Origin of the sequence: Brevundimonas sp. NPDC046655, assembly GCF_044901625.1 — a bacterium.
In the GTDB taxonomy this organism is placed as follows: domain Bacteria; phylum Pseudomonadota; class Alphaproteobacteria; order Caulobacterales; family Caulobacteraceae; genus Brevundimonas.
The window spans coordinates 113,991-134,140 of sequence record NZ_JBJDPV010000003.1 but is presented as its reverse complement, the minus strand read 5'-3'; the positions used below and the strand labels follow the sequence as shown (position 1 = coordinate 134,140).

The window sequence follows — 20,150 nt, the reverse complement described above, 5'->3', positions numbered from 1 at the left end:
AAGAGGGGTTACCGCTGTTGCAGGGCGGCGACGCGGGCGCGCTCGGCTTCGGTCGCGGCGTCGCGGGCGCGCTTCTGGGCGTTCAGCTGATCCTCGATCTCGACCAGCTCCCTGTTCTTCTCGGCCGAGGCCTCGGCGCGGCTGACGCCGATGGGGCGGCCGGTGATCTCGGCGATCGAGATGGGCTGGGCGCAGATGCGGCTTTCCATGTCGTACCACTTGCCCTGGGCTTCGCAGCGCTCGCCCGGCTCCATCCAGAAGTGCTGGAAGACGAAGACCCCGGCCACCATGACGGCGAACAGGCTGAAAAACAGGATGTTCAGGCGGCTATTGGTCAGGAAGCGTTTCATGCAGGTCTCATAGATCAAAAATGCGTCCGCGACACGACCGCAGTTCACGTAGCGTTACGTTGACAGGCCGGTTTCCCCGGTCCAATCCCTCGGGCCATATTTCGATGACCAAGTGGATAGGCTCATGAAGGTACTCGTCCCGGTGAAACGGGTGATCGACTATAACGTCAAGGCCCGCGTCAAGGCGGACCAGACCGGCGTCGATCTGGCCAACGTCAAGATGAGCATGAACCCCTTCGACGAGATCGCCGTCGAAGAGGCCGTGCGTCTGAAGGAAGGCAAGGAACACCATGCCGCCGGCACGGCGACGGAAATCGTCGTCGTCTCCATCGGCGTGACCCAGGCCCAGGAAACCCTGCGCACGGCCCTGGCCATGGGCGCCGATCGCGGCGTCCTGATCCAGTCGGACGCCGACCTGGAGCCGCTGGCTGTCGCCAAGCTGCTGAAGGCGGTGGTCGATGAAGAGAAGCCCGATCTGGTCCTGATGGGCAAGCAGTCCATCGACGGCGACAACAACGCCGTGGGTCAGATGCTGGCCGCCCTGCTGGACTGGCCGCAAGCCACCTTCGCCGGCAAGCTGGTCATTGACGGCGGCAAGGCGACCGTGACGCGTGAAGTCGACGGCGGTCTGCAGACCGTGGCGGCGACCCTGCCGGCCGTGGTCACCGTGGACCTGCGCCTGAACACCCCCCGCTACGCCAGCCTGCCCAACATCATGAAGGCCAAGAAGAAGGAGATCGCGGTCAAGGCGGTCGCCGACTACGGCGTCGATGTCGCGGATCGCCTGAAGGTCCTGAAGGTGACGGAGCCGCCGAAGCGTTCGGCGGGCGTCAAGGTCGCCGACGCGGCCGAACTGGTTTCCAAGCTCAAAGACGCAGGGGTTCTGTAATGGCCGTTCTCGTCATCGCCGACCACGACGGCTCGGCCGTTCGCGACACCACCCACAAGACCGTGACGGCGGCCCTGGCCCTGTCGTCGGACGTGGATGTTCTGGTCCTGGGCCAAGGCGCTCAAGCCGTGGCCGACGCCGCCGCCAAGATCTCGGGCGTGCGCAAGGTCCTGCTGGCCGAGGGCGACGCCGTCGCTCACGGCCTGGCCGAGGCCGTCGAGGCCACCGTCCTGCCGCTGGCCGCCAACTACGACGCCGTCCTGTCGCCCGCCACCACGGACGGCAAGAACTTCGCCCCGCGTCTGGCCGCCAAGCTGGACGTCGCGCCGATCTCGGACATCGTCGAGGTCGTCTCGGCCGATACCTTCGTGCGTCCGATCTACGCCGGCAACGCCCTGGAAACCGTGCAGTCGGCCGACGCCAAGAAGGTCATCACCGTGCGCCCCACGGCCTTCGCCGCCGCTGGTGAAGGCGGCTCGGCCTCGGTCGAGGCCGTCGCCGCCGGTGAAGCGCCCAAGACCGCCTTCGTCTCCGAGGAAATGGTCAAGTCGGACCGTCCCGAACTGGGCGCCGCCAAGATCATCGTCTCGGGCGGTCGCGCTCTCGGCTCGGCCGAAGAGTTCCACGCCGTCATGGAGCCCCTGGCCGACAAGCTGGGCGCCGCCATCGGCGCCTCGCGCGCGGCGGTCGACGCGGGCTACGCCCCCAACGACTATCAGGTCGGCCAGACCGGCAAGGTCGTGGCCCCGGCCCTCTACATCGCCATCGGCATCTCCGGCGCCATCCAGCACCTGGCCGGGATGAAGGACTCCAAGGTCATCGTCGCCATCAACAAGGACGCCGACGCCCCGATCTTCCAGATCGCCGACTACGGCCTGGTCGCCGACTACAAGACCGCCGTGCCGGAACTGATGGCCGCCCTGGGCTGATCGGTTCGCACGCTGAACCTGAAGCGCGCCGGATGGGAAACCGTCCGGCGCGTTTTTAATTGGCGTTCCATTCCTGCCGTCATCCCGGACGGCCGTCAGGCCGATCCGGGACCCAGGCGCCGGCTCCAGACGCGACATCTCCAGTCAAGGTTCCACCGCCTGGGTCCCGGATCTTCGGCTCGCAGGCGAGCCTTCGTCCGGGATGACGTCAGGGAGTTGGCCGCAGGGCTCGAATGGGCCAAACACCTCTCATGACCGCCCGCCTCGCCATCAAGCTGACGCCCCGCGCCGCCGCCGACTGTATCGACGGCTGGGACGTGGACCCCGACGGGCGCCCGGTGCTGAAGGTCCGCGTCCGCGCCCAGCCGGTCGAGGGCGAGGCCAACGCCGCCCTGACCGCCTTTCTGGCCAAGGCCCTGGGCGTGCCCAAGCGCGACGTGACCCTGGCGCGCGGCGGCCAGTCGCGGCTCAAGATGATCGAGATCGAGGGGCTGGACGAGGCCGAGGTCCGCGACCGCTTGTCCGGCTCCTGACAATTCCCCTTTACGGCGACGCTGAACCCCCTTTGTATGCCGTCCCGTTGTCAGCCCGCCGCATGCGGGCGCGAGGGGGTCTCGCCCATGTTGCTTAACCGTCTGCGGGGCCCAAGCCTCGCTGTCCTCACCTGCGCGCTCGGCGCCCTGGCCCTGTCGGCCTGCGCCACGACCGGCGACGCCAAGCCGAAGACCGAGACGGCCTCGGCCGCGCCCAGAGACCGCACCATGGCCCCCGGCCTGGACGGCTGGGCCAACACGGACCCCTATCCCTCGACCTATCGCGGCCTGCCGCGCGAGAACCTGGCCCTGGTCGGCGCCACGGTCCTGACCGGCACGGGTCAGAAGATCGAAGGCGGCGTGGTCATCGTCACCGACGGCCGCATCGCCGCCGTCGGCGGGGCGAGCACGCCGGTTCCGGCGGGCCACAAGGTGGTCGACGCGCGCGGCCGCTACGTCACGCCGGGCGTCATCGACATCCACAGCCACCTCGGCGTCTATCCCTCGCCCGGCGTCATGGGCATGAGCGACGGCAACGAGGCCACCAATCCGAATACGGCCCAGGTCTGGGCCGAGCATTCGATCTGGCCGCAGGACCCCGGCTTCAACACCGCCCGCGCGGGCGGCGTGACCACGCTCCAGATCCTGCCCGGTTCGGCCAACCTGTTCGGCGGGCGCGGCGTGACGGTGCGCAACGTGCCGTCGGTGACCATGCAGGGCATGAAGTTCCCGAACGCTCCCTATGGCCTGAAGATGGCCTGCGGCGAGAATCCGTCGCGCGTCTATGGCGGCCGCAACCAGTCGCCGGCCACCGGCATGGGCAATGTCGCCGGCTATCGCGCCGCCTTCATCTCGGCTCGGGACTACAAGGAGAAGTGGGACAAGTGGCGCGAGACCGGTCAAGGCACGCCCCCCACCCGCAACCTGCAGCTGGAAACCCTGGCCGGCGTGCTGGACGGCTCGATCCTGGTCCAGAACCACTGCTACCGCGCCGACGAGATGGCGGTCATGCTCGATGTGGCCAAGGAGTTCGGCTACAAGGTCACCACCTTCCACCACGCGGTCGAGGCCTACAAGATTGCGCCGATGCTGGCCCGTGAAGGCGTCTGCGCCGCCATGTGGACCGGCTGGTGGGGCTTCAAGATGGAGGCCCTGGACGGCATCGAGGAGAACGCCGCCCTGACCGACGCGCCCGAGGGCTCCTGCGCCGTCATCCACTCCGACGACGCCGAACTGACCCAGCGCCTCAATCAGGAAGCCGCCGCCGCCCTGTCGGCCGGTCGTCGCGCCGGGATGAACATCTCGGAAGAGCACGCCATCAGCTGGATCACCCTGAACGCCGCCAGGTCCATCGGCATCGACAAGGAGACCGGATCGCTGGAGCCCGGCAAGCGCGCCGACGTGGTGATCTGGAGCGCCGATCCCTTCTCGGTCTACGCCCGCGCCGATCAGGTCTTCATCGACGGCGGTCTGACCTTTGACCGGTCCAACCCCGCCTTCCAGCCCGTATCCGATTTCGAACTGGGTCAGCCCGGCTTCGGCCAGTCCGCCGCCGGCGTCGCCCAGGGAGCTCGCTGAACCATGCGCATCCAAACCCTTCTGGCGGGCGCTGTCGCAGCCCTCGCTCTCGCCGGTCCCGCAGCGGCCCAGGACGTCGCCATCACCGGCGGCCGGGTCCTGACCGGCACCTCGGTGATCGAGAACGGCACGGTCGTCGTGCGCAACGGCCGGGTCGTTTCCGTCGGGACCGGCGCGGCCCCGGCCGGCATGCGCGCCATCGACGCGCGCGGCAAGATCGTGACCCCCGGCTTCGTCGCCGTGGACTCCGGCCTCGGAGGTTCGGAAGTCGGCTCGGTGCGCGGCTCCAACGACCTGTCGAACAACGCCAACACCCTGAGCGCGGCCTTCGACCTGTCCTATGGTCTGGACCCTTGGTCCTTCACCCTGCCGGTCGCCCGCCTCGGCGGCGTCACTCGCGCCGTGGTCACGCCCCAGCACGCCGGTTCGGGCGGCGGCCACAGCCATGACGACAGCGACTTCGCCGGGGCCGGTCACGGCGGCTATCAGTCGCCGGGCCTGTTCGCGGGCCAGGCGGCGGTCATCAAGCTGGGCGGCGCCGATATTCTGGTGAAGCCGCGCGTGGCCATGGTCGCGCCCTTCGGCGAGGCCGGCAAGGGCGTCGCCGGCGGCGCGCGCGGGGCCGAGTTCGTCCTGTTCAAGGAGACCCTGGCCGAGGTCCGCCTCTACGCCCGCAACAAGGCCGCCTATGACCGCGCCGCCCTGCGCGACCTGTCGCTGTCGCGCGCGGACCTGGAGGCCCTGATCCCGGTGGCCAACGGCTCCATGCCGCTGATCGTCAGCGTCAACCGCGCCTCGGACATCCAGCAGGTCCTGCGTCTGGCCCGCGAGGAGGGCGTCAAGGTCATCCTCGACGGGGCCGCCGAAGGCTGGCTGGTCGCCGACGAGATCGCGGCCGCCAAGGTCCCGGTCCTGCTGCATCCGATCACCAACCTGCCCGGCAATTTCGAGATGCGGGCGGCGCGGATGCAGAACGCGGCGGCGCTGAATGCGGCGGGCGTGGTCATCGCCATCAAGGGCAATGAGGGCTCAACCCATCGCGCCCGCGACATCCGCTACAACGCCGGCAACGCCGTCTCGCACGGCCTGCCCTTCGCGGCCGCCATCCAGGCGATCACGGTCAATCCGGCCCGCATCTTCGGCTTCGACGGCCAGTTCGGCGAGCTGAAGCCGGGCGCGGCCGGCGACGTCGTGGTCTGGTCGGGCGATCCGCTGGAGCCGCTGAGCCAGCCCTCGGCCGTCTTCATCGACGGCGTGGAGCAGCCGCTGCAGGCCCGCAACCTGCTGCTGCGCGACCGCTATCGCACCGGCGGCGAAGGGGCCATGCCGGTGGCTTACCCGCAGTAGGGCGCGAGCCTTATGAGGTTGAGGGCGTCGGTCGCAGGACCGGCGCCCTTTTCGTATGCGGCTCAGGCCGGATAGAAGGGGCCCATGCCCACCACCCTCTACATCGACGCCGATGCCTGTCCCGTAAAGGAAGAGGTCTATCGCGTGGCCCGCCGCTACGGGCTCAAGGTCTTCGTGGTGTCGAACGCCTGGATCAATGTCCCGCGCGAACCGCTGATCGAGCAGGTGGTGGTCGACGCCGGGCCTGACGTAGCCGACGACTGGATCGCCGAGCGCGCAACCACGGGCGACATTGTCGTCACCGCCGACATTCCCCTGGCCGACCGCTGCCTGAAATCCAGGGCCCAGGCGCTGAAGTCCAACGGGCAGCCCTTCACCCCCGACTCCATCGGCTCGGCCCTGGCCGGACGCATGGTGGGCGAACATCTGCGCTCCATCGGCGTGGCCACCAGCGGCCCACCGCCCTTCTCCAACGCCGACCGCTCGCGCTTCCTGCAAGCCCTTGATACGGCGGTCGTCCGTGCACGGAAGGCTGCGCCTTGAGCCGTATTCCCGAGGACGAGCTGGAGTTCCGCTTCTTCCGCGCAGGCGGCCCCGGAGGCCAGAACGTCAACAAGGTGTCGACCGCCGTCCAGATGCGGTTCGATGTCAGGAACTCGCCCAGCCTGACCGAGCCGGTCAAGGCGCGGCTGATGAAGCTGGCGGGCAGTCGTCTGACGATGGACGGCGTCATCCTGATCACCGCCGTCCGCTTCCGCACCCAGGAGCGCAACAAGGCCGACGCCATCGCCCGCCTGGACGAGATGGTGGCCGAGGCCTCGATCAAGCCGGTCTATCGCGTGCCGACCCGACCGACGCGGGCGTCCAAGGAACGGCGATTGCAGGCCAAGTCCACCCGCTCAAGCATCAAGAGCGGACGCGGCAAGCCGTCGCTGGACTGAGGCTCAGATCCGCGTCAGTCGCCGCGCGCCGGGCGATACAGCAGGGCGTTGATCCGGTCCTCGTTGTCGAACGCGATAACCCAATCGGTGGCCTGCTTCTCGAACACCACGCGGAACAGTTCGGCCCCGTCTTGCTGGCCGCGATACTCCATGACCTGCACGGCCCCGAGTTGCCGCACGCGCGGGGCGAATTCGGCGGCCCGGCTGCGGATCTGCTCGGCCAGACTGGGGCTGAACACCGAATAGTCGATCTCGTCGGATTGCAGCGAGGCGATCACAGCGCGAAGCGCGCCTTGCGTGCGGGCGATGTCGGGCGCCTCGCCGGAGGCCGGGGCCGGCGGCGGCGGCGCCTGCACGGCGTCGGGTTCGCCAAAGCTGTTGGGGAGCGTGGCCGCCGCCGTCTGCGCCGTCACAGGCAGGGCCAGCAGGCTCGCGCCCATCACGGCGGCTGCGAAGATCCGGGTCTTCATAGGCGGCAGGCTCCGAAGAAACGTCAGGCGACGATCATCGGCCAGAGCGTCAGGACCAGGGCGGCGACCGAGGCACAGACGGCGACGGTGACGGCGGCGACCACCCAGGGCCGGGTTCCGGCCTTCTCGATCACTAACGTCTGAGATTGCGGTGGGTTCTGCGCCAGATGCGACAGAGCCTTCAGCGTGGCGAGAGCCTCCTCGATGGTCTCCTTGATCTGGGCCTGCGGACCCAGTTCGCGCTTGATCCAGCGCTCGACCACCGGCTTGGCCGCCTCCCACAGGTCGTGGTCAGGGTTGAGACGACGGGCGACGCCTTCGACCGAGACCATGGTCTTTTGCAGCAGCACCAGTTCGGGCCGCATATGCATGTCGAACAGGGCGGTGATCTCGAACAGCTGGCCCAGAAGTCGGCCCATCGACACCTGGCTGGCCTGACGGCCGATGACCGGCTCGCCGACCGCGCGCAGGGCCTGGGCGAAGGTGTCGACCGAATGGTGCGGCGGCACGTAGCCGGCTTCGAAATGGACGCGGCTGATGCGGTCGTAGTCGCGGCTGATGAAGCCCCACAGGATTTCGGCCAGGTAGCGCCGCTCGGCCGGGCCCAGCCGCCCGACGATGCCGAAGTCGATGGCCGTGACCTGGGCCGGAGCGTCGGCGAACAGATTGCCTTCGTGCAGGTCGGCGTGGAAGACGCCGTGGTCCAGCGCCTGGACCAGGAAGCCGCGCACCACCTTGTCGGCCAGGGCGTCCTTGTCGAGACCGGGCAGGCTTTCCAGCGCCGGGTCGGTCATCGGCAGGCCGTCGGCCCACGCCAGCGTCAGCACCCGCTTGCCCACCCCGTCCCAGACGACGGCGGGCGCGCTCATGAAGTCGTCCTTGGCCATGACCTCGGCCAGTTCCGAGGCGGCGGCGGCCTCCAGCCGCATATCCAGCTCCAGCGACAGGGCGCGGGCGATGATCTCGACAAAGGCCTGGGGCTCCAGCCGCCGGGCGGGCTCGACGAACTTCTGCACCAGCTTGGCGCCCAGACGCATGGAATCCAGCCCGCGCGCCACGCGGCGCTCGACTCCGGGACGCAGCACCTTGACCGCCACCTTGCGACCGTCCGCCAGGTAGGCCGGATGCGCCTGGGCCAGAGAGGCGGCGGCGACCGGCTGGCCCAGGTCGATGAACAGGCTCTCTACGGTGCGGCCCAGCGAGCGCTCGATCTCGGCGCGCGCCTCCTCCAGGGGGAAGGGCGGCAGCTTGTCCTTCAGTCGACCCAGATCCTGAGCGAACTGGATGCCGAAGATGTCGGCGCGCGTGGCCAGAACCTGACCCAGCTTGACAGCCACGGGGCCGAGGTGCTCGAAGGCTTGCCCCACGCGCTGACCGGGGCGACCGGCGCGATGCTTGCGGCTGGCCGTCATCTGCACCAGTTGCGCGAACGGGCGGGTCCAGGCGGGCAGCAGCGGATTGACCTCGCGCGGAATCAGCGCGTCGTGACGCGCCAGCACCCAGCCCCAGCCGATCAGGCGGAAGGCGGCGCCCAGCGGGTCGCGGACGGGCTCCGGCGTCGGCGCGGCGGGCGGGGTCTTGACGGACAGCCGGCTCAGATCGCCCACCCGTGGTGGATGGCGGCGATGCCGCCCGACAGGTTGGTGACGCTGACGCGGCTGAAACCGGCGTCCTCAATCATCCGCTTGAAGGTAGCCTGATCCGGGAAGCGACGGATGCTCTCGACCAGATACTGATAGCTGTCGCGGTCCTTGGCGACCCACTCGCCGATGCGCGGAATGGCGCGGAAGGACCAGGCGTCATAGGCCTTCCTCAGCGCGCCGGTCGTGGGGTGCGAGAACTCCAGGCAGATGAAGCGGCCGCCGGGCTTCAGCGCGCGGCGCGCTTCCTTCAGGGCGCCCGCCACGTCGGACACGTTGCGGATGCCGAAGCTGATCGAATAGGCGTCCAGGCAAGCGTCGGGGAAGGGCAGGTTCATGGCGTCGCCGACGCCCCAGGCCATCTCGGGCTCGCCGCCCTTGGCCACGCCGTTCAGGATCATCTCGGCGTTGTAGTCCATGACGATAACGGTGGCGTCCTCGCCGCCGCGTCGTTCCTGGGCCGCGCGCGCCATCTTGGAATAGCGCCGCGCCATGTCGCCGGTGCCGCCGGCCATGTCGAGGATGAGCTCGCCGGGACGGGCGTTCAGCTTGGCCGCCGTGGCGTCCTTCCACAGGCGGTGCACGCCCGCGCTCATCAGGTCGTTCATCAGGTCGTAGTTGGAGGCGACGGAGTTAAAGACGCCGCGCACCATCTGGACCTTTTCCTTCGCATCCACGTCGCGGAAGCCGAAGGAGGAGGTCTTGCCGGAGGAGGGGGAGGGATCGGCCTGGGTCATGGATGCGGGTGTAACGCCTCGCGCGGTCGGCGTCATCCGGGGAAGCGTCGCAGATGACAGGGTGAGATTCGATCCTCCCCCGCAAGCGGGGGAGGAGAGCGTCTGTGTTGACGCGGCGTCACGGCTTGTCGCCCTTGCGGGGGCACGATACGCCTGAACAAAATCAAGGAGACGCCCATGACCGCCCTCGACGTCAACGCCGTGCTTCAGGGCCTGCCCGACTGGCGCCGCGCAGACGACCCGCGCCCGGCCATCGCCCGCAGCCTGCGCTTCAAGGATTTCAACGCCGCCTTCGGCTTCATGACCCGCGTCGCCCTGCTGGCGGACAAGGCGGACCACCACCCCGAATGGTCGAACGTCTACAACCGGGTCGAGGTGCTGCTGACCACCCATGACGCGGGCGGGGTGACCGAGCGCGATGTCGCCATGGCTCGCTTCATCGACGAGGCCGTCAAAGGCTTGGTCGAGTGAGCGCCCCTCGTCTTGGGCGCGTCGCCGGCAAGGCCGCCCTGATCACCGGGGCGGCGGGCGGCCTGGGTCAGGCCATGGCGCGGATGCTCGTGCGCGAGGGCGCCATGGTCGCCGTCTCCGACCGCGACCTGAACGGGGCCAGAGCCCTGGCCGACAGCATCAACGCCGAAACCCCCGGCTCCGCCTTCGCCTATGAGCACGACGTGACGCGCGAGGACGACTGGGTTCGGGTGGCCGCCGCCGCCGCCGAGGACATGGGCGGCCTGTCCATCCTGGTGAACAACGCCGGCATCGGCGGCCATCTGGCCTGGGCCGAGCAGGACACGCTGGACAACTGGCGGCTGGTTCAGGCGGTCAACATCGAGTCGGTCATGCTGGGCTGCAAGCACGCCATGCCGCATCTGCGGGCCTCTGGCGCGGGCTCGATCGTCAACATCTCCTCGATCGCGGGGCTGGCGGCGGCGCCGGGCATGGGGGCCTACAACGCCACCAAGGCGGCGGTCTGGCTCTACACCAAGACGGTGGCGCTGGAGGCGGCCAAGGCGGGCTGGAACGTACGCGCCAACTCGGTCCACCCGGTCTTCATCAAGACGCCGATCCTCGATCCCTTCGTCGCCATGGCCGGCGGCGACGAGACAACGGCGCACGAAAAGCTGGCGCGCGGCATTCCGCTCAAGCGCATCGGCGAACCGGACGACGTGGCCTACTGCGTCCTCTACCTGGCCTCGAACGAGTCCAAGTTCGTGACGGGCGCCGAGTTCAAGATCGACGGGGGCCTGACGGCGCAGTAAGGCCCCTATCCTGCCCGCCTCAGCGCGTCGCGCCGGGCTTCCACAGGATGTCGGCGGCGCCGTTGGCGTTCGCCCGGCGGGCGGCGACGAACAGGTGATCCGACAGCCGGTTCAGATAGCGGACCGCGTCCGGGTTCACCTGCTCGCCAGATTCCATGAGGCGGATGGCGTCGCGCTCGGCCCGGCGGCAGACGGTGCGCGCCAGATGCAGATGCGCCGACAGGGGCGAACCGCCCGACAGGATGAAGCTGTCCAGCGGCTTCAGGCTCTCGTTCATCCAGTCGATCTCGGTCTCGATCCGCTCGACCTGCGAAGCGATGATGCGCAGCGCCTCCCATTTCGGGGCCGGCTCCAGCGGCGTGGCCAGATCGGCGCCGAGATCGAACAGCTCGTTCTGGATGCGGCCCAGCATGGCGTCGATCCGGTCGTTCTGGCCGCTGTTCAGACGAGCCACGCCGATGACGGCGTTCAGTTCGTCGACCGACCCATAGGCCTCGACCCGCAGGTCGGTCTTGGACACGGGCGCACCTGACGCCAGGCGGGTCTGCCCAGCGTCGCCGGTGCGGGTGTAGATCTTGTTCAGCGTGACCATCGGTCAGTCCCCTCGAATAATCAGCCGCCGTGCGTGGCCTTCCACCACATCCCGCCCATCAGCAACAGCACCGCCACCGCCTGCAGGACGATGCGGAGCCGCATCAGCTTGTTGGAGTGCGATCGGGCGAAGTCGCCGCCGCGATACAGACTGTAGACCCCGAAACCGAGGGTGATGGTCACCGCCGCAATGGCGATCAGGATCAGGATGTCGAAGATTTCCATCTCCGCCTTCTAGGCCCGCTGCACGCCGCGCGCCAGCGTCCCGGCGGTCGCATCCCGCCCCGACGCGATTGCGACCTATTCGCACACCCCCGTTGCCACGCCGCCGCCCTTGATGTTGAGAAGCGCTCGCAAATCAACCGGGGCTGTTCATGTCTTTCTTCGCCGTTTCTCGCCGCTCGACCCTTATGGCCGCATCCGCCCTGGCCGTTCTCGCCACGGGTCAGGCCGCCACGGCTGAGGAACTGACCGAGCAACAGCGCCAGGCGACCACCACCGTCGCCGACGTCGTCGTCACCGCCTCGGGCTTCGAACAACGCATCACCCAGGCCCCGGCTTCGATCAGCGTGGTGCCGCGCCAGGAGATCGAGGAGATGCGCGCCGCCTCGATCGCCGAGATCCTGACCAATATCGAAGGTGTCGATGTCGGCGCCGCCGTCGGCAAGACCGGCGGCCAGACCATCAACATCCGCGGCATGGGTTCGGACTACACCCTGATCCTGATCGACGGCCGCCGTCAGAACACGGCCGGCAGCGTGACCCCGAACGGCTTCGGCGAAACCTCGTCCAGCTTCATGCCGCCGGTCTCGGCCATCGAGCGCATCGAGGTCGTGCGCGGCCCGGTCTCGACCCTCTATGGGTCTGACGCCATGGGCGGCGTGGTCAACATCATCACCCGCAAGGTCGGCGACGTCTGGGGCGGTTCGGCCTCGGCCAACTATACGCTGCAAGGCGACGACGATTTCGGCGACATCTGGGGCGGCGACTTCTACGCCAACGGCCCGCTGGTGAAGGACCTGATGGGTCTGGCGGTGCGCGGCTCCTACCTGACGCGCGAGCAGTCGAACCTGAAGTTCGAGAACGTCGGCGGCGTCGAGACCCCCGTCACCGGCTTTGGCCGCAGCTCGACTGAGAGCGAGATCTGGACCCTGGGCGGCCGCCTGACCCTGACGCCGCACGCCGATCACGACCTGTGGCTGGACGTGGACGTCTCGCGCCAGTGGTACGACAACGCCAAGGGCCAGATGGGCACCAACACCACCGCCGGCGGCTACGGAAATGCGCTGGAGTTCAACCGGGACCAGTACGCCCTGGCCCATAACTGGCGCCTGCCGTTCGGCGTGCTGGAATCCAACCTGTCGTTCGGCAAGACCGAAACCATCGGCCGCATCATCCCCAACGGGGTGGCCGGCGCCGGCGGCGCGCGCGACCTGGTGTCGGAAAACACCATCTTCGACACCAAGCTGTTTTCGCAGTGGCGCAACCACACCTTTACCGTCGGCGGCCAGTACTGGGACGCCGAGATGGTCGACGGCGTGGCCCCGACGACGTTCGAGCACACCCAGTGGGCCCTGTTCGCTGAGGACGAGTGGCGCTTCACCGACAGCCTGGCCCTGACGCTCGGCGCACGTCACGACGACCATTCCAAGTTCGGCGCCCACTTCAGCCCGCGCGCCTATCTGGTGTGGAACGCCTCGCCGGAGTGGACCATCAAGGGCGGCGTCAGCCAGGGCTTCAAGACCCCGCGCCTGGAGCAACTGGCCGAGGGCATCAACGGCTTCGGCTCGCAAGGCCGCCTGCCCCTGCTGGGCTCGCCGGGCCTGAAGCCCGAGACCTCGACCTCCAGCGAGATCGCCGTCTTCTATGACAACGGTTCGACCTTCCGCGCCAACGTCACCGTCTTCAACAACGAGTTCCAGGACAAGATCGCCGCCGGCACGCCGGTCGTGAACTGCACCTTCGGCCTGACCAAGGCCCAGTACGACGCCGGGACCTACAACAAGACCGGCTGCACCGACGTCGGCTTCTGGGCCAACTACGCCACCTTCGGCCAGCAGGTGAACGTCGACGAGGCCGTGACGCGCGGCGTCGAGACGGCGGCACGCTGGCGCTTCGCCCCCGACTGGACCCTGTCGGGCAACTACACCTACACCGACAGCGAGCAGAAGTCGGGCGCGGCCAAGGGTCAGCCCCTGACCGACACCCCCGAGCACATGGTCAACGCCAGCCTGCGCTGGAACGCCACGGACAAGATGAACCTGTGGCTGCGCGGCGAGTATCGCTCGGAACGCTTCCGCGGTCTGGGCGCCGCCCGCGACGCCTGGGGCGACTACAAGGCCTATGAACTGTTCCACCTGGGCGGATCGTACGACGTGACCGAGCGCGTCACGATCAACGCCACCATCTACAACCTGTTCAACAAGGACTTCGTCAGCCTGAAGCCCTACGGCACGCCCGTCGCCTATGCGCCGGAATACGCCAACAACCAGGAGCCGCGCCGCCTATGGGTGTCGGTGACGACGACCTTCTGATTTCGGTTTCCTCCCCAAACTGACAGGGCCGTCTCCTCCGAGGCGGCCCTCTTTCTTTGCAGCTAAGCCGTTAGTCATCTTTGCCGGGCAGTGTCGCCGCCATGACTGATCGCGCCGTCCGCAATCTGGAACACCTGCGCCGCACCGCCTCCACGGCGCGCGTGCTGAACCTGCTCAAGGTCTTTGACGAGCACGGCGAGACCGACGACTGGGCCGAGCGCCCCATGTTCCGCACCCCGGCGCTGAACACCTCGCTGATCATCAAGCACCGGCTGCGGCGCAACGAGACGGACTCCTTCCCCGGACGCCGCCAGGTGGCGACCAAGGTGGTGGTGCCCATCGACAGCACCGACCTGAAGACCGGAGGCCGTTTCGTCTTCGTCAACCAGATCGGCTTCGAGCGGGCCATGCAGGAGGCGTTCGGCATCGCCGCCGATCACCCGGACCTGAAGACCCTGCGGCTGATGGATCAGCTGCCGTCGCTGGACCCCTTCCTGCTGCGCGAGCAACTGCGTCGCGGCGAGGTGGACGCGGCCCCCTGCTACTTCGCGCTCAGCGAAGCCGACCTTGAGAAGATGCTGACCTTCGTCCAGGCCGAGATCGAACCCCTGGTCACCCTCAGCATGGGTGGCGGGGTGGCGGCGGTCGGATCGACGGCCCGCATGGCCACCAAGATCCTGTCCAACGCGCCCGGCGACCGGCTGGAGGCCCTTCGCGCCACGCTTCGGCTGGAGCCCGAGCAGTATCAGGAGGGCGTCTTCTGCTGGAAGGGTTTCCTCTACTACAAGTGGACCCTCGCCAGCCTGATGGCGGACATCGTCAACGTCGCCGACGACGTGGGGACGGTGAAGCCCGTCGGCCCCAGCGACCGCGCCGCCAAGGAATACATCGACCGCGGCCGCGCCGTCCTGCGCGGCCGCATCATGAAGACCTGCGAAGAGGTCAGCCGGACCCTGCGCTATTACGACGACGCCTATGCGGGGCTGACGCGCGAGGGCAATCCCATCGCCTTCCGCGACTTCCTGCTGGAGGCCCCGACCCTGTTCGCGCGGCTGGGTGATCAGCTGGGGGCCGTGCAGCACATCGTCAGCTTCTGGCGCTTCCGCTTCGGGCCCAAGGCGCCGCCGGTCGGGGTCGACGAACTGATCGACATCTTCATGGATTTCGAGACCGGCCTGATGGGCCGCGAGATCGAGGCCTACGACCCGCGCGACGCGGCCTGAAGCGCCCTTCCGACCAAAGAAAAACCCCGCGCCGGCGACGGCGCGGGGTTTCGGCTTTCAGACCATCAGGTCTTAGTAGCGGTAGTGTTCCGGCTTGAACGGGCCTTCGACCGGGACCGAGATGTAGTCGGCCTGTTCCTTGGTTAGCTGGGTCAGCTTGGCGCCCAGCTTGGCCAGGTGGAGGAAGGCGACCTTCTCGTCCAGATGCTTGGGCAGGGTGTAGACCGAGTTCTCGTAGGACTTGGCGTTGGTCCACAGTTCGATCTGGGCCAGGGTCTGGTTGGTGAACGAAGCCGACATCACGAAGGACGGGTGGCCCGTGGCGTTGCCCAGGTTCACCAGGCGGCCTTCCGACAGCAGGATGATCTTCTTGCCGTCCGGGAACTCGACGTGGTGGACCTGATCCTTGATCTTGTCCCACTTGAAGTTCTTCAGGCCGGCGACCTGAATTTCCGAGTCGAAGTGGCCGATGTTGCAGACGATGGCGTTGTTGCGCATCGCGCGCATGTGCTCGACGCGGATGACGTCCTTGTTGCCCGTCGTGGTGACGAAGATGTCCGCCTTGTCGGCGACGTCTTCCAGGGTCTGGACCTCATAGCCTTCCATCGCGGCCTGCAGGGCGCAGATCGGGTCGATCTCGGTGACGATGACGCGGGCGCCGCCGTTGCGCAGCGAAGCGGCCGAGCCCTTGCCCACGTCGCCGTAGCCGCAGACCACCGCGACCTTGCCCGACAGCATGACGTCGGTGCCGCGACGGATGGCGTCGACCAGGCTCTCACGGCAGCCGTACAGGTTGTCGAACTTCGACTTGGTGACGCTGTCGTTGACATTGATCGCCGGGAAGGGCAGCTCGCCGCGCTCGGCCATCTGGTACAGGCGGTGCACGCCCGTAGTCGTCTCTTCCGACACGCCGCCGATGGCGTCGCGAATGGCCGAATAGAAGCCGGGCTTCTCGGCGATGTAGCGTTTCATGACGGAGAAGAGGGCTTCTTCTTCCTCGTTCTGCGGGTTCGACAGGACCGAGATGTCCTTCTCGGCCTTCGGGCCGAGCACGCACAGAAGGGTGGCGTCGCCGCCGTCGTCGAGGATCAGATTCGGGTAGCCGCCGTCAGCCCATTCGAAGATCTTGTGGGCGTAGTCCCAGTATTCCACCAGGGTCTCGCCCTTGGTGGCGAAGACCGGCGTGCCGTTGGCGGCGATGGCGGCGGCGGCGTGGTCCTGGGTCGAGAAGATGTTGCACGAGGCCCAGCGCACTTCGGCGCCCAGGGCTTCCAGCGTCTGGATCAGAACCGCCGTCTGGATGGTCATGTGCAGGCTGCCGGCGATGCGGGCGCCCTTCAGCGGCTTGGCGGCGCCGAACTCCTCGCGCAGCGCCATCAGGCCCGGCATTTCGGTTTCGGCGATGGCGATTTCCTTGTTGCCGAAATCGGCCAGGGAAATGTCGCGAACGATGTAGTCGGTCATACGGAGGGTTCTCGCGGCGCGGTTTTCTGAGCCGTCGCTATAGCGCGGCCCCGACGCCGGGGCAATCAAGGCATAAGGATATCTTTATATGACACCCCGCCTCGCGCCGGACCGCCAGCGTAAGGGATTCTACTCATTTGCTTCTTAAGGGGCCCAATACCCCTAGGGTTCAAAGGGACAAGTGGACGCGCTCCCCTGCGTTCGCTGTAGCGTTGCGTAGAGAAACCTCGAACATGGCGGGCGTCGACATCGAACATCGCATGAAATTCATGGGCCTGGGCTCCGCTTCGGCGAGCTATCGCGCCATGGGACCGCTGCTGCGCCGCGAAACGCCCGTGGCCCTGGCCGCCTTCTACGACCGGGTGCGGGCCGAGCCGACCACGCGTCGCTTCTTCCGCGAAGAGGCGCACATCGCCGCGGCCAGCAAGGCGCAGGAGCGCCACTGGGACGCCATCATCGATGGTCGCGCCGACGAGGACTACGCCAAGTCCGTGCGCACCATCGGCCATGTCCACGCCCGCATCGGCCTGGAGCCGCGCTGGTACATCGGCGGCTACAGCGTCATCCTGGCTCACCTGACCCGCGCCATCGCCGAGCGCCCCCGGAAGTTCTGGGCCAACAAGCGCGAGCATGACCGCGTCACAGCCGAGGCCGTGTCCGAGCTGACCCAGCGCGTCATGCTGGACATGGACCTGGCCATCTCCATTTACCTCGACGTCCTGCAAGAGCAGCGCGACAAGGTCCAGGCCGCCCACGACGAGGCCGAAGCCCGTCAGACCGAGGTGGTTCGCGCCCTGGGCGCCGCCCTGCACGACCTGGCCGAGAACGATCTGTCGACGACCATTCCCGGCGTCTTCCCCGAGCAGTACCGCAGCCTGCAGAACGACTTCCACGCCGCCACCCGCGCCCTGCGCACCGCCGTCCGCGCCGTGGCCGACAGCGTGCAGAGCCTGAGCGCCGGCTCCAACCAGCTGGCCACCGCCTCCGAAGACCTGGCCAGCCGCACCGAGCGTCAGGCCGCCAACCTGGAGCGCACGGTCAACGAGGCCGACGCCATCGCCCGCGCCGTGGCCTCGACCGCCGACAACGCCCGCCAGACGGCCGAGGCCCTGGCCGCCGCCCGCGTCGACGTCGAAGCCAGCAGCCAGGTGGTCGGCGAGGCCGTCGCCGCGATCCACGCCATCGCCGAATCCTCGAACGAGATTTCCCGCTTCACCAGCCTGATCGACGAGATCGCCTTCCAGACCAACCTGCTGGCCCTGAACGCCGGGGTCGAGGCGGCGCGCGCCGGCGACGCCGGTCGGGGCTTCGCCGTCGTGGCCCAGGAAGTCCGCGCCCTGGCCCAGCGCTCGTCGGAAGCCTCGGGCGAGATCCGCACCCTGATCTCGACCTCCTCGGCCCAGGTGGCGCGCGGCGTCGATCTGGTCGAACGCACCGGCGAGGCCCTGGAGCGTATCGGCGGCCGGGTCGTGGCCATCGACGGCCTGGCCGGCGGCATCGCCGGCTCGGCCCAGGATCAGGCTGAAGGCCTGGCCCGCGTCCGTCGCACCATGGGCGAGATGGACGACATCACCCAGCAGAATGCGGCCATGACCGAAGAGGCCACCGCCGCCGCCCGTCAGCTGGCCAACGAGGCCGTCAGCCTGAACCAGCAGGTCGGCCGCTTCCGTCTGGATCGCGGCGCATCCGGCGCGCCGCACCTTCGTGCGGTCGGCTGACCTTCCGTTTAAAGACTGGCGTAGCGGACAAGGCCCGGCTTAACTCCCCCTGGATCGAGGGGGAGTTTCGACCATGAAGACCATGCTGACCGGCGCCGTCTGCGCCCTGGCGCTTGCTGCAGCCCTGGCCGCGGCCCCGCCCGCCTCGGCCCAAACCGCTGAGCCCACGTCGACGTCAGGGGCCGTGACCCTGGTCCAGGCCGGTCGTCTGCTGGATCATCCCGGCCGCGCGCCGCGCGGCCCCTCAACCATCGTCGTGCGCGACGGCAAGGTCGCCGAGATCCGCGACGGCTTCGTCGACGCCGCCGCCTATCCCGGCGCGACCGTGGTGGATCAGCGCGACCGCTTCGTCCTGCCCGGCCTGATCGACAGCCATGTGCACCTGGTCTCGGACGTGGCCGGTCAGGCGGGCTTCCTGGCCGGGGTCGCCGACAACCTGCCGACGCGCGCCTACAGCGCCGCCATGAACGCGCGCAAGACGCTGATGGCCGGCTTCACCACCGTGCGGAACCTGGGCGACACGGGCGGGGTCACCCTGGCCCTGCGCGAGGAAACCGCCGCTCACCGCCTGCCCGGCCCCCGCATCATCGACGCCGGGAACAGCATTTCGACCACCTCGGGCCACATGGACGGTCGTCTCGGCTTCAACGACGACTTCCGCGAACACATTGCCCACGACAACGTCTGCAACGGCGCCGAAAGCTGCCGCGAGGCGGTGCGCCTGCAGGTCGGACGCGGCGTCGACCTGATCAAGATCGCCACCACCGGCGGGGTCAACAGTCGCATCGGCGCCGGCCTCGGCGCCCAGATGTTCGAGGACGAGGCCAAGGCCCTGATCGACACAGCCCATCTGTACGGCAAGAAGGTCGCGGTCCACGCCCACGGCGTCGAGGGCATCAACCTGGCCCTGCGCATGGGCGCCGATTCGATCGAGCACGGCACCATCTTCGACGACGAGACCCTGCAGCTGCTGCGCCGCACCCGCGCCTATTATGTCCCGACCCTGTCGGTCGTGAACGGCTACACTGAACGCCTGGCCGCCGACCCCGAGGCCTATCCCCCGGAGGTCCTGCCCAAGATCCGCTGGCGCATCGAGATCACCGGCCAGTCGCTGCAGCGCGCCGTGCCCGCCGGGGTCCGCATCGCCTTCGGCACCGACGCCGGCGTGTCCAAGCATGGCCGCAACGCCGACGAGTTCGAGCTGATGGTCAAGAACGGCATGACCCCGATGACCGCCATCGAGGCCGCCACCGTCAACGCCGCCGACCTGCTGGGCCTGTCCGAGGAGGTGGGCGTGCTAGAGCCGGGCAAGCGCGCCGACGTCATCGCCGTGGCGGGCGATCCCCTGACCGACGTGACGAAGCTGAAGACCGTGGCCTTCGTCATGCGCGACGGGCGGATCTATAAGGACGAGCGCTAAGCGCCGGGAAGGCTTCGACGCCAGCGCTGCACAGGGCGCAAATGCGGGGGCGTATCCGGTCAGGGCGCCAGTCTATTCGGGAGCAGCGGGCGGCGATTGGAACCGCTTTTCTTCCAGAATGAAGGCGTCCTTTTCCCTTCCGCCCTGCGGATACCATTTCCGTCCGATGCGACCTGCGACGTCCCGATAGGCGCGGATATGAACCCATCGAGGCTGCTCAGGCCTGCCCGGCGAGGAGAAGGTCCCCGCCACATCGACCCCGCCGTTGAAGAGCGCCACCGCCTCTGGCCCGATCCCGCAGCCGACGGGGTCTTCCAGGCCGACTTCGCACTGAGACAAGGGCTCGTCGCGGCCGCCGTACCAGCAGATCAGATAGACCGAGGCGACCATCGGTCGGCAATCGGGCGCCGCGTTCAGGGCTCCGGTGACGACAGGCTGCTCAGGTCCCGAATGACAGCCGCTCAAACCTGCGACCATCAGGGCTACGACTGCGGTTGAGCGGATCAAACGCCCCAAAGCGGCCG

Annotated in this window: 21 protein-coding genes; 13 read left to right on the top strand and 8 right to left on the bottom strand. The window is 68.2% G+C overall.

The features are described from left to right. Positions 1 to 8 precede the first annotated feature (8 nt). Positions 9 to 350, bottom strand: a complete 342-nt coding sequence (locus ACI2KI_RS10425) for a hypothetical protein (RefSeq protein WP_312064850.1) — start codon at positions 348 to 350, stop codon at positions 9 to 11. 124 nt (positions 351 to 474) lie between these two features. Here ACI2KI_RS10425 and ACI2KI_RS10420 point away from each other — a divergent pair, with 124 nt between their 5' ends. From ACI2KI_RS10420 to arfB, 7 genes are all read left to right on the top strand, one after another. Next, positions 475 to 1,239, top strand: coding sequence for an electron transfer flavoprotein subunit beta/FixA family protein (locus ACI2KI_RS10420; protein WP_404616751.1), 765 nt, complete (start codon positions 475 to 477; stop codon positions 1,237 to 1,239). Next, on the top strand, positions 1,239 to 2,168 hold the full coding sequence (locus tag ACI2KI_RS10415; RefSeq protein WP_404619825.1) for an electron transfer flavoprotein subunit alpha/FixB family protein: 930 nt from the start codon (positions 1,239 to 1,241) through the stop codon (positions 2,166 to 2,168). The genes ACI2KI_RS10420 and ACI2KI_RS10415 overlap by 1 nt, the downstream gene beginning before the upstream one ends. Positions 2,169 to 2,419: 251 nt before the next feature. Further along, positions 2,420 to 2,701: a DUF167 family protein gene (locus ACI2KI_RS10410; RefSeq protein WP_404619823.1), complete on the top strand. Its 282-nt coding sequence runs from the start codon at positions 2,420 to 2,422 to the stop codon at positions 2,699 to 2,701. A gap of 87 nt (positions 2,702 to 2,788) precedes the next feature. Next, the gene (locus ACI2KI_RS10405) at positions 2,789 to 4,279 is read left to right on the top strand and encodes an amidohydrolase (RefSeq protein ID WP_404619821.1); all 1,491 of its coding nucleotides are present in this window, start codon (positions 2,789 to 2,791) and stop codon (positions 4,277 to 4,279) included. Positions 4,280 to 4,282: 3 nt separating this feature from the next. Then, a complete protein-coding gene (locus ACI2KI_RS10400) occupies positions 4,283 to 5,626 on the top strand; it encodes an amidohydrolase family protein (protein ID WP_404619819.1) in 1,344 nt (447 codons plus the stop codon). Positions 5,627 to 5,710: 84 nt separating this feature from the next. After that, the gene (locus ACI2KI_RS10395) at positions 5,711 to 6,169 is read left to right on the top strand and encodes a YaiI/YqxD family protein (RefSeq protein WP_404619817.1); all 459 of its coding nucleotides are present in this window, start codon (positions 5,711 to 5,713) and stop codon (positions 6,167 to 6,169) included. Next, positions 6,166 to 6,567 carry an alternative ribosome rescue aminoacyl-tRNA hydrolase ArfB gene (arfB, locus tag ACI2KI_RS10390; protein WP_404619815.1) on the top strand — a complete coding sequence of 134 codons (402 nt, stop codon included), beginning with the start codon at positions 6,166 to 6,168 and terminating at the stop codon, positions 6,565 to 6,567. Before ACI2KI_RS10395 ends, arfB begins: the two co-directional genes overlap by 4 nt. A gap of 14 nt (positions 6,568 to 6,581) precedes the next feature. On the opposite strand, the gene ACI2KI_RS10385 is transcribed toward arfB, so the two are convergent. From ACI2KI_RS10385 to ACI2KI_RS10375, 3 genes are read right to left on the bottom strand one after another with little or no spacing between them, the layout of a single operon-like run. Beyond that, positions 6,582 to 7,037: a hypothetical protein gene (locus ACI2KI_RS10385; protein WP_404619813.1), complete on the bottom strand. Its 456-nt coding sequence runs from the start codon at positions 7,035 to 7,037 to the stop codon at positions 6,582 to 6,584. 23 nt (positions 7,038 to 7,060) lie between these two features. Further along, a complete protein-coding gene (gene ubiB, locus ACI2KI_RS10380) occupies positions 7,061 to 8,644 on the bottom strand; it encodes a 2-polyprenylphenol 6-hydroxylase (protein WP_404619811.1) in 1,584 nt (527 codons plus the stop codon). Then, positions 8,632 to 9,414 (bottom strand): class I SAM-dependent methyltransferase, encoded by a 783-nt coding sequence (locus ACI2KI_RS10375; RefSeq protein ID WP_404619809.1) that lies wholly within the window; start codon positions 9,412 to 9,414, stop codon positions 8,632 to 8,634. Before ACI2KI_RS10375 ends, ubiB begins: the two co-directional genes overlap by 13 nt. Before the next feature lie 177 nt (positions 9,415 to 9,591). On the opposite strand from ACI2KI_RS10375, the gene ACI2KI_RS10370 reads away from it, so the two are divergent. Both ACI2KI_RS10370 and ACI2KI_RS10365 read left to right on the top strand, forming a co-directional pair. Continuing rightward, positions 9,592 to 9,885, top strand: coding sequence for a 4a-hydroxytetrahydrobiopterin dehydratase (locus ACI2KI_RS10370; protein ID WP_404619807.1), 294 nt, complete (start codon positions 9,592 to 9,594; stop codon positions 9,883 to 9,885). After that, positions 9,882 to 10,676: an SDR family oxidoreductase gene (locus ACI2KI_RS10365; protein ID WP_404619805.1), complete on the top strand. Its 795-nt coding sequence runs from the start codon at positions 9,882 to 9,884 to the stop codon at positions 10,674 to 10,676. Before ACI2KI_RS10370 ends, ACI2KI_RS10365 begins: the two co-directional genes overlap by 4 nt. A gap of 19 nt (positions 10,677 to 10,695) precedes the next feature. On the opposite strand, the gene ACI2KI_RS10360 is transcribed toward ACI2KI_RS10365, so the two are convergent. Together ACI2KI_RS10360 and ACI2KI_RS10355 are read right to left on the bottom strand one after the other, a co-directional pair. Continuing rightward, positions 10,696 to 11,268: a cob(I)yrinic acid a,c-diamide adenosyltransferase gene (locus ACI2KI_RS10360; RefSeq protein ID WP_404619803.1), complete on the bottom strand. Its 573-nt coding sequence runs from the start codon at positions 11,266 to 11,268 to the stop codon at positions 10,696 to 10,698. Between the two features lie 20 nt (positions 11,269 to 11,288). Then, on the bottom strand, positions 11,289 to 11,492 hold the full coding sequence (locus ACI2KI_RS10355) for a twin transmembrane helix small protein (protein WP_292085444.1): 204 nt from the start codon (positions 11,490 to 11,492) through the stop codon (positions 11,289 to 11,291). Positions 11,493 to 11,641: 149 nt separating this feature from the next. Here ACI2KI_RS10355 and ACI2KI_RS10350 point away from each other — a divergent pair, with 149 nt between their 5' ends. Then, the gene (locus ACI2KI_RS10350; protein WP_404619801.1) at positions 11,642 to 13,801 is read left to right on the top strand and encodes a TonB-dependent receptor domain-containing protein; all 2,160 of its coding nucleotides are present in this window, start codon (positions 11,642 to 11,644) and stop codon (positions 13,799 to 13,801) included. Between the two features lie 101 nt (positions 13,802 to 13,902). Then, positions 13,903 to 15,024 carry a hypothetical protein gene (locus ACI2KI_RS10345; protein WP_312064828.1) on the top strand — a complete coding sequence of 374 codons (1,122 nt, stop codon included), beginning with the start codon at positions 13,903 to 13,905 and terminating at the stop codon, positions 15,022 to 15,024. Positions 15,025 to 15,096: 72 nt separating this feature from the next. Here ACI2KI_RS10345 and ahcY read toward each other — a convergent pair whose 3' ends face one another. Next, the gene (gene ahcY, locus ACI2KI_RS10340; protein ID WP_292085440.1) at positions 15,097 to 16,488 is read right to left on the bottom strand and encodes an adenosylhomocysteinase; all 1,392 of its coding nucleotides are present in this window, start codon (positions 16,486 to 16,488) and stop codon (positions 15,097 to 15,099) included. Positions 16,489 to 16,721: 233 nt separating this feature from the next. On the opposite strand from ahcY, the gene ACI2KI_RS10335 reads away from it, so the two are divergent. After that, positions 16,722 to 18,206: a globin-coupled sensor protein gene (locus ACI2KI_RS10335; RefSeq protein WP_404619798.1), complete on the top strand. Its 1,485-nt coding sequence runs from the start codon at positions 16,722 to 16,724 to the stop codon at positions 18,204 to 18,206. A 73-nt stretch (positions 18,207 to 18,279) separates the two neighbouring features. Continuing rightward, positions 18,280 to 19,626: an amidohydrolase family protein gene (locus ACI2KI_RS10330; RefSeq protein ID WP_404619796.1), complete on the top strand. Its 1,347-nt coding sequence runs from the start codon at positions 18,280 to 18,282 to the stop codon at positions 19,624 to 19,626. 72 nt (positions 19,627 to 19,698) lie between these two features. Here ACI2KI_RS10330 and ACI2KI_RS10325 read toward each other — a convergent pair whose 3' ends face one another. Then, positions 19,699 to 20,103, bottom strand: coding sequence for a hypothetical protein (locus tag ACI2KI_RS10325; protein ID WP_404619794.1), 405 nt, complete (start codon positions 20,101 to 20,103; stop codon positions 19,699 to 19,701). Positions 20,104 to 20,150: the final 47 nt, after the last annotated feature.

Coding starts and splice junctions, on each gene's coding strand:
- ACI2KI_RS10425 (WP_312064850.1), bottom strand. CDS start 350: ATGAAACGCTTCCTGACCAATAGCCGCCTGAACATCCTGTTTTTCAGC.
- ACI2KI_RS10420 (WP_404616751.1), top strand. CDS start 475: ATGAAGGTACTCGTCCCGGTGAAACGGGTGATCGACTATAACGTCAAG.
- ACI2KI_RS10415 (WP_404619825.1), top strand. CDS start 1,239: ATGGCCGTTCTCGTCATCGCCGACCACGACGGCTCGGCCGTTCGCGAC.
- ACI2KI_RS10410 (WP_404619823.1), top strand. CDS start 2,420: ATGACCGCCCGCCTCGCCATCAAGCTGACGCCCCGCGCCGCCGCCGAC.
- ACI2KI_RS10405 (WP_404619821.1), top strand. CDS start 2,789: ATGTTGCTTAACCGTCTGCGGGGCCCAAGCCTCGCTGTCCTCACCTGC.
- ACI2KI_RS10400 (WP_404619819.1), top strand. CDS start 4,283: ATGCGCATCCAAACCCTTCTGGCGGGCGCTGTCGCAGCCCTCGCTCTC.
- ACI2KI_RS10395 (WP_404619817.1), top strand. CDS start 5,711: ATGCCCACCACCCTCTACATCGACGCCGATGCCTGTCCCGTAAAGGAA.
- ACI2KI_RS10385 (WP_404619813.1), bottom strand. CDS start 7,037: ATGAAGACCCGGATCTTCGCAGCCGCCGTGATGGGCGCGAGCCTGCTG.
- ACI2KI_RS10375 (WP_404619809.1), bottom strand. CDS start 9,414: ATGACCCAGGCCGATCCCTCCCCCTCCTCCGGCAAGACCTCCTCCTTC.
- ACI2KI_RS10370 (WP_404619807.1), top strand. CDS start 9,592: ATGACCGCCCTCGACGTCAACGCCGTGCTTCAGGGCCTGCCCGACTGG.
- ACI2KI_RS10360 (WP_404619803.1), bottom strand. CDS start 11,268: ATGGTCACGCTGAACAAGATCTACACCCGCACCGGCGACGCTGGGCAG.
- ACI2KI_RS10355 (WP_292085444.1), bottom strand. CDS start 11,492: ATGGAAATCTTCGACATCCTGATCCTGATCGCCATTGCGGCGGTGACC.
- ACI2KI_RS10350 (WP_404619801.1), top strand. CDS start 11,642: ATGTCTTTCTTCGCCGTTTCTCGCCGCTCGACCCTTATGGCCGCATCC.
- ACI2KI_RS10345 (WP_312064828.1), top strand. CDS start 13,903: ATGACTGATCGCGCCGTCCGCAATCTGGAACACCTGCGCCGCACCGCC.
- ahcY (WP_292085440.1), bottom strand. CDS start 16,488: ATGACCGACTACATCGTTCGCGACATTTCCCTGGCCGATTTCGGCAAC.
- ACI2KI_RS10335 (WP_404619798.1), top strand. CDS start 16,722: ATGGCGGGCGTCGACATCGAACATCGCATGAAATTCATGGGCCTGGGC.
- ACI2KI_RS10330 (WP_404619796.1), top strand. CDS start 18,280: ATGAAGACCATGCTGACCGGCGCCGTCTGCGCCCTGGCGCTTGCTGCA.
- ACI2KI_RS10325 (WP_404619794.1), bottom strand. CDS start 20,103: ATGGTCGCAGGTTTGAGCGGCTGTCATTCGGGACCTGAGCAGCCTGTC.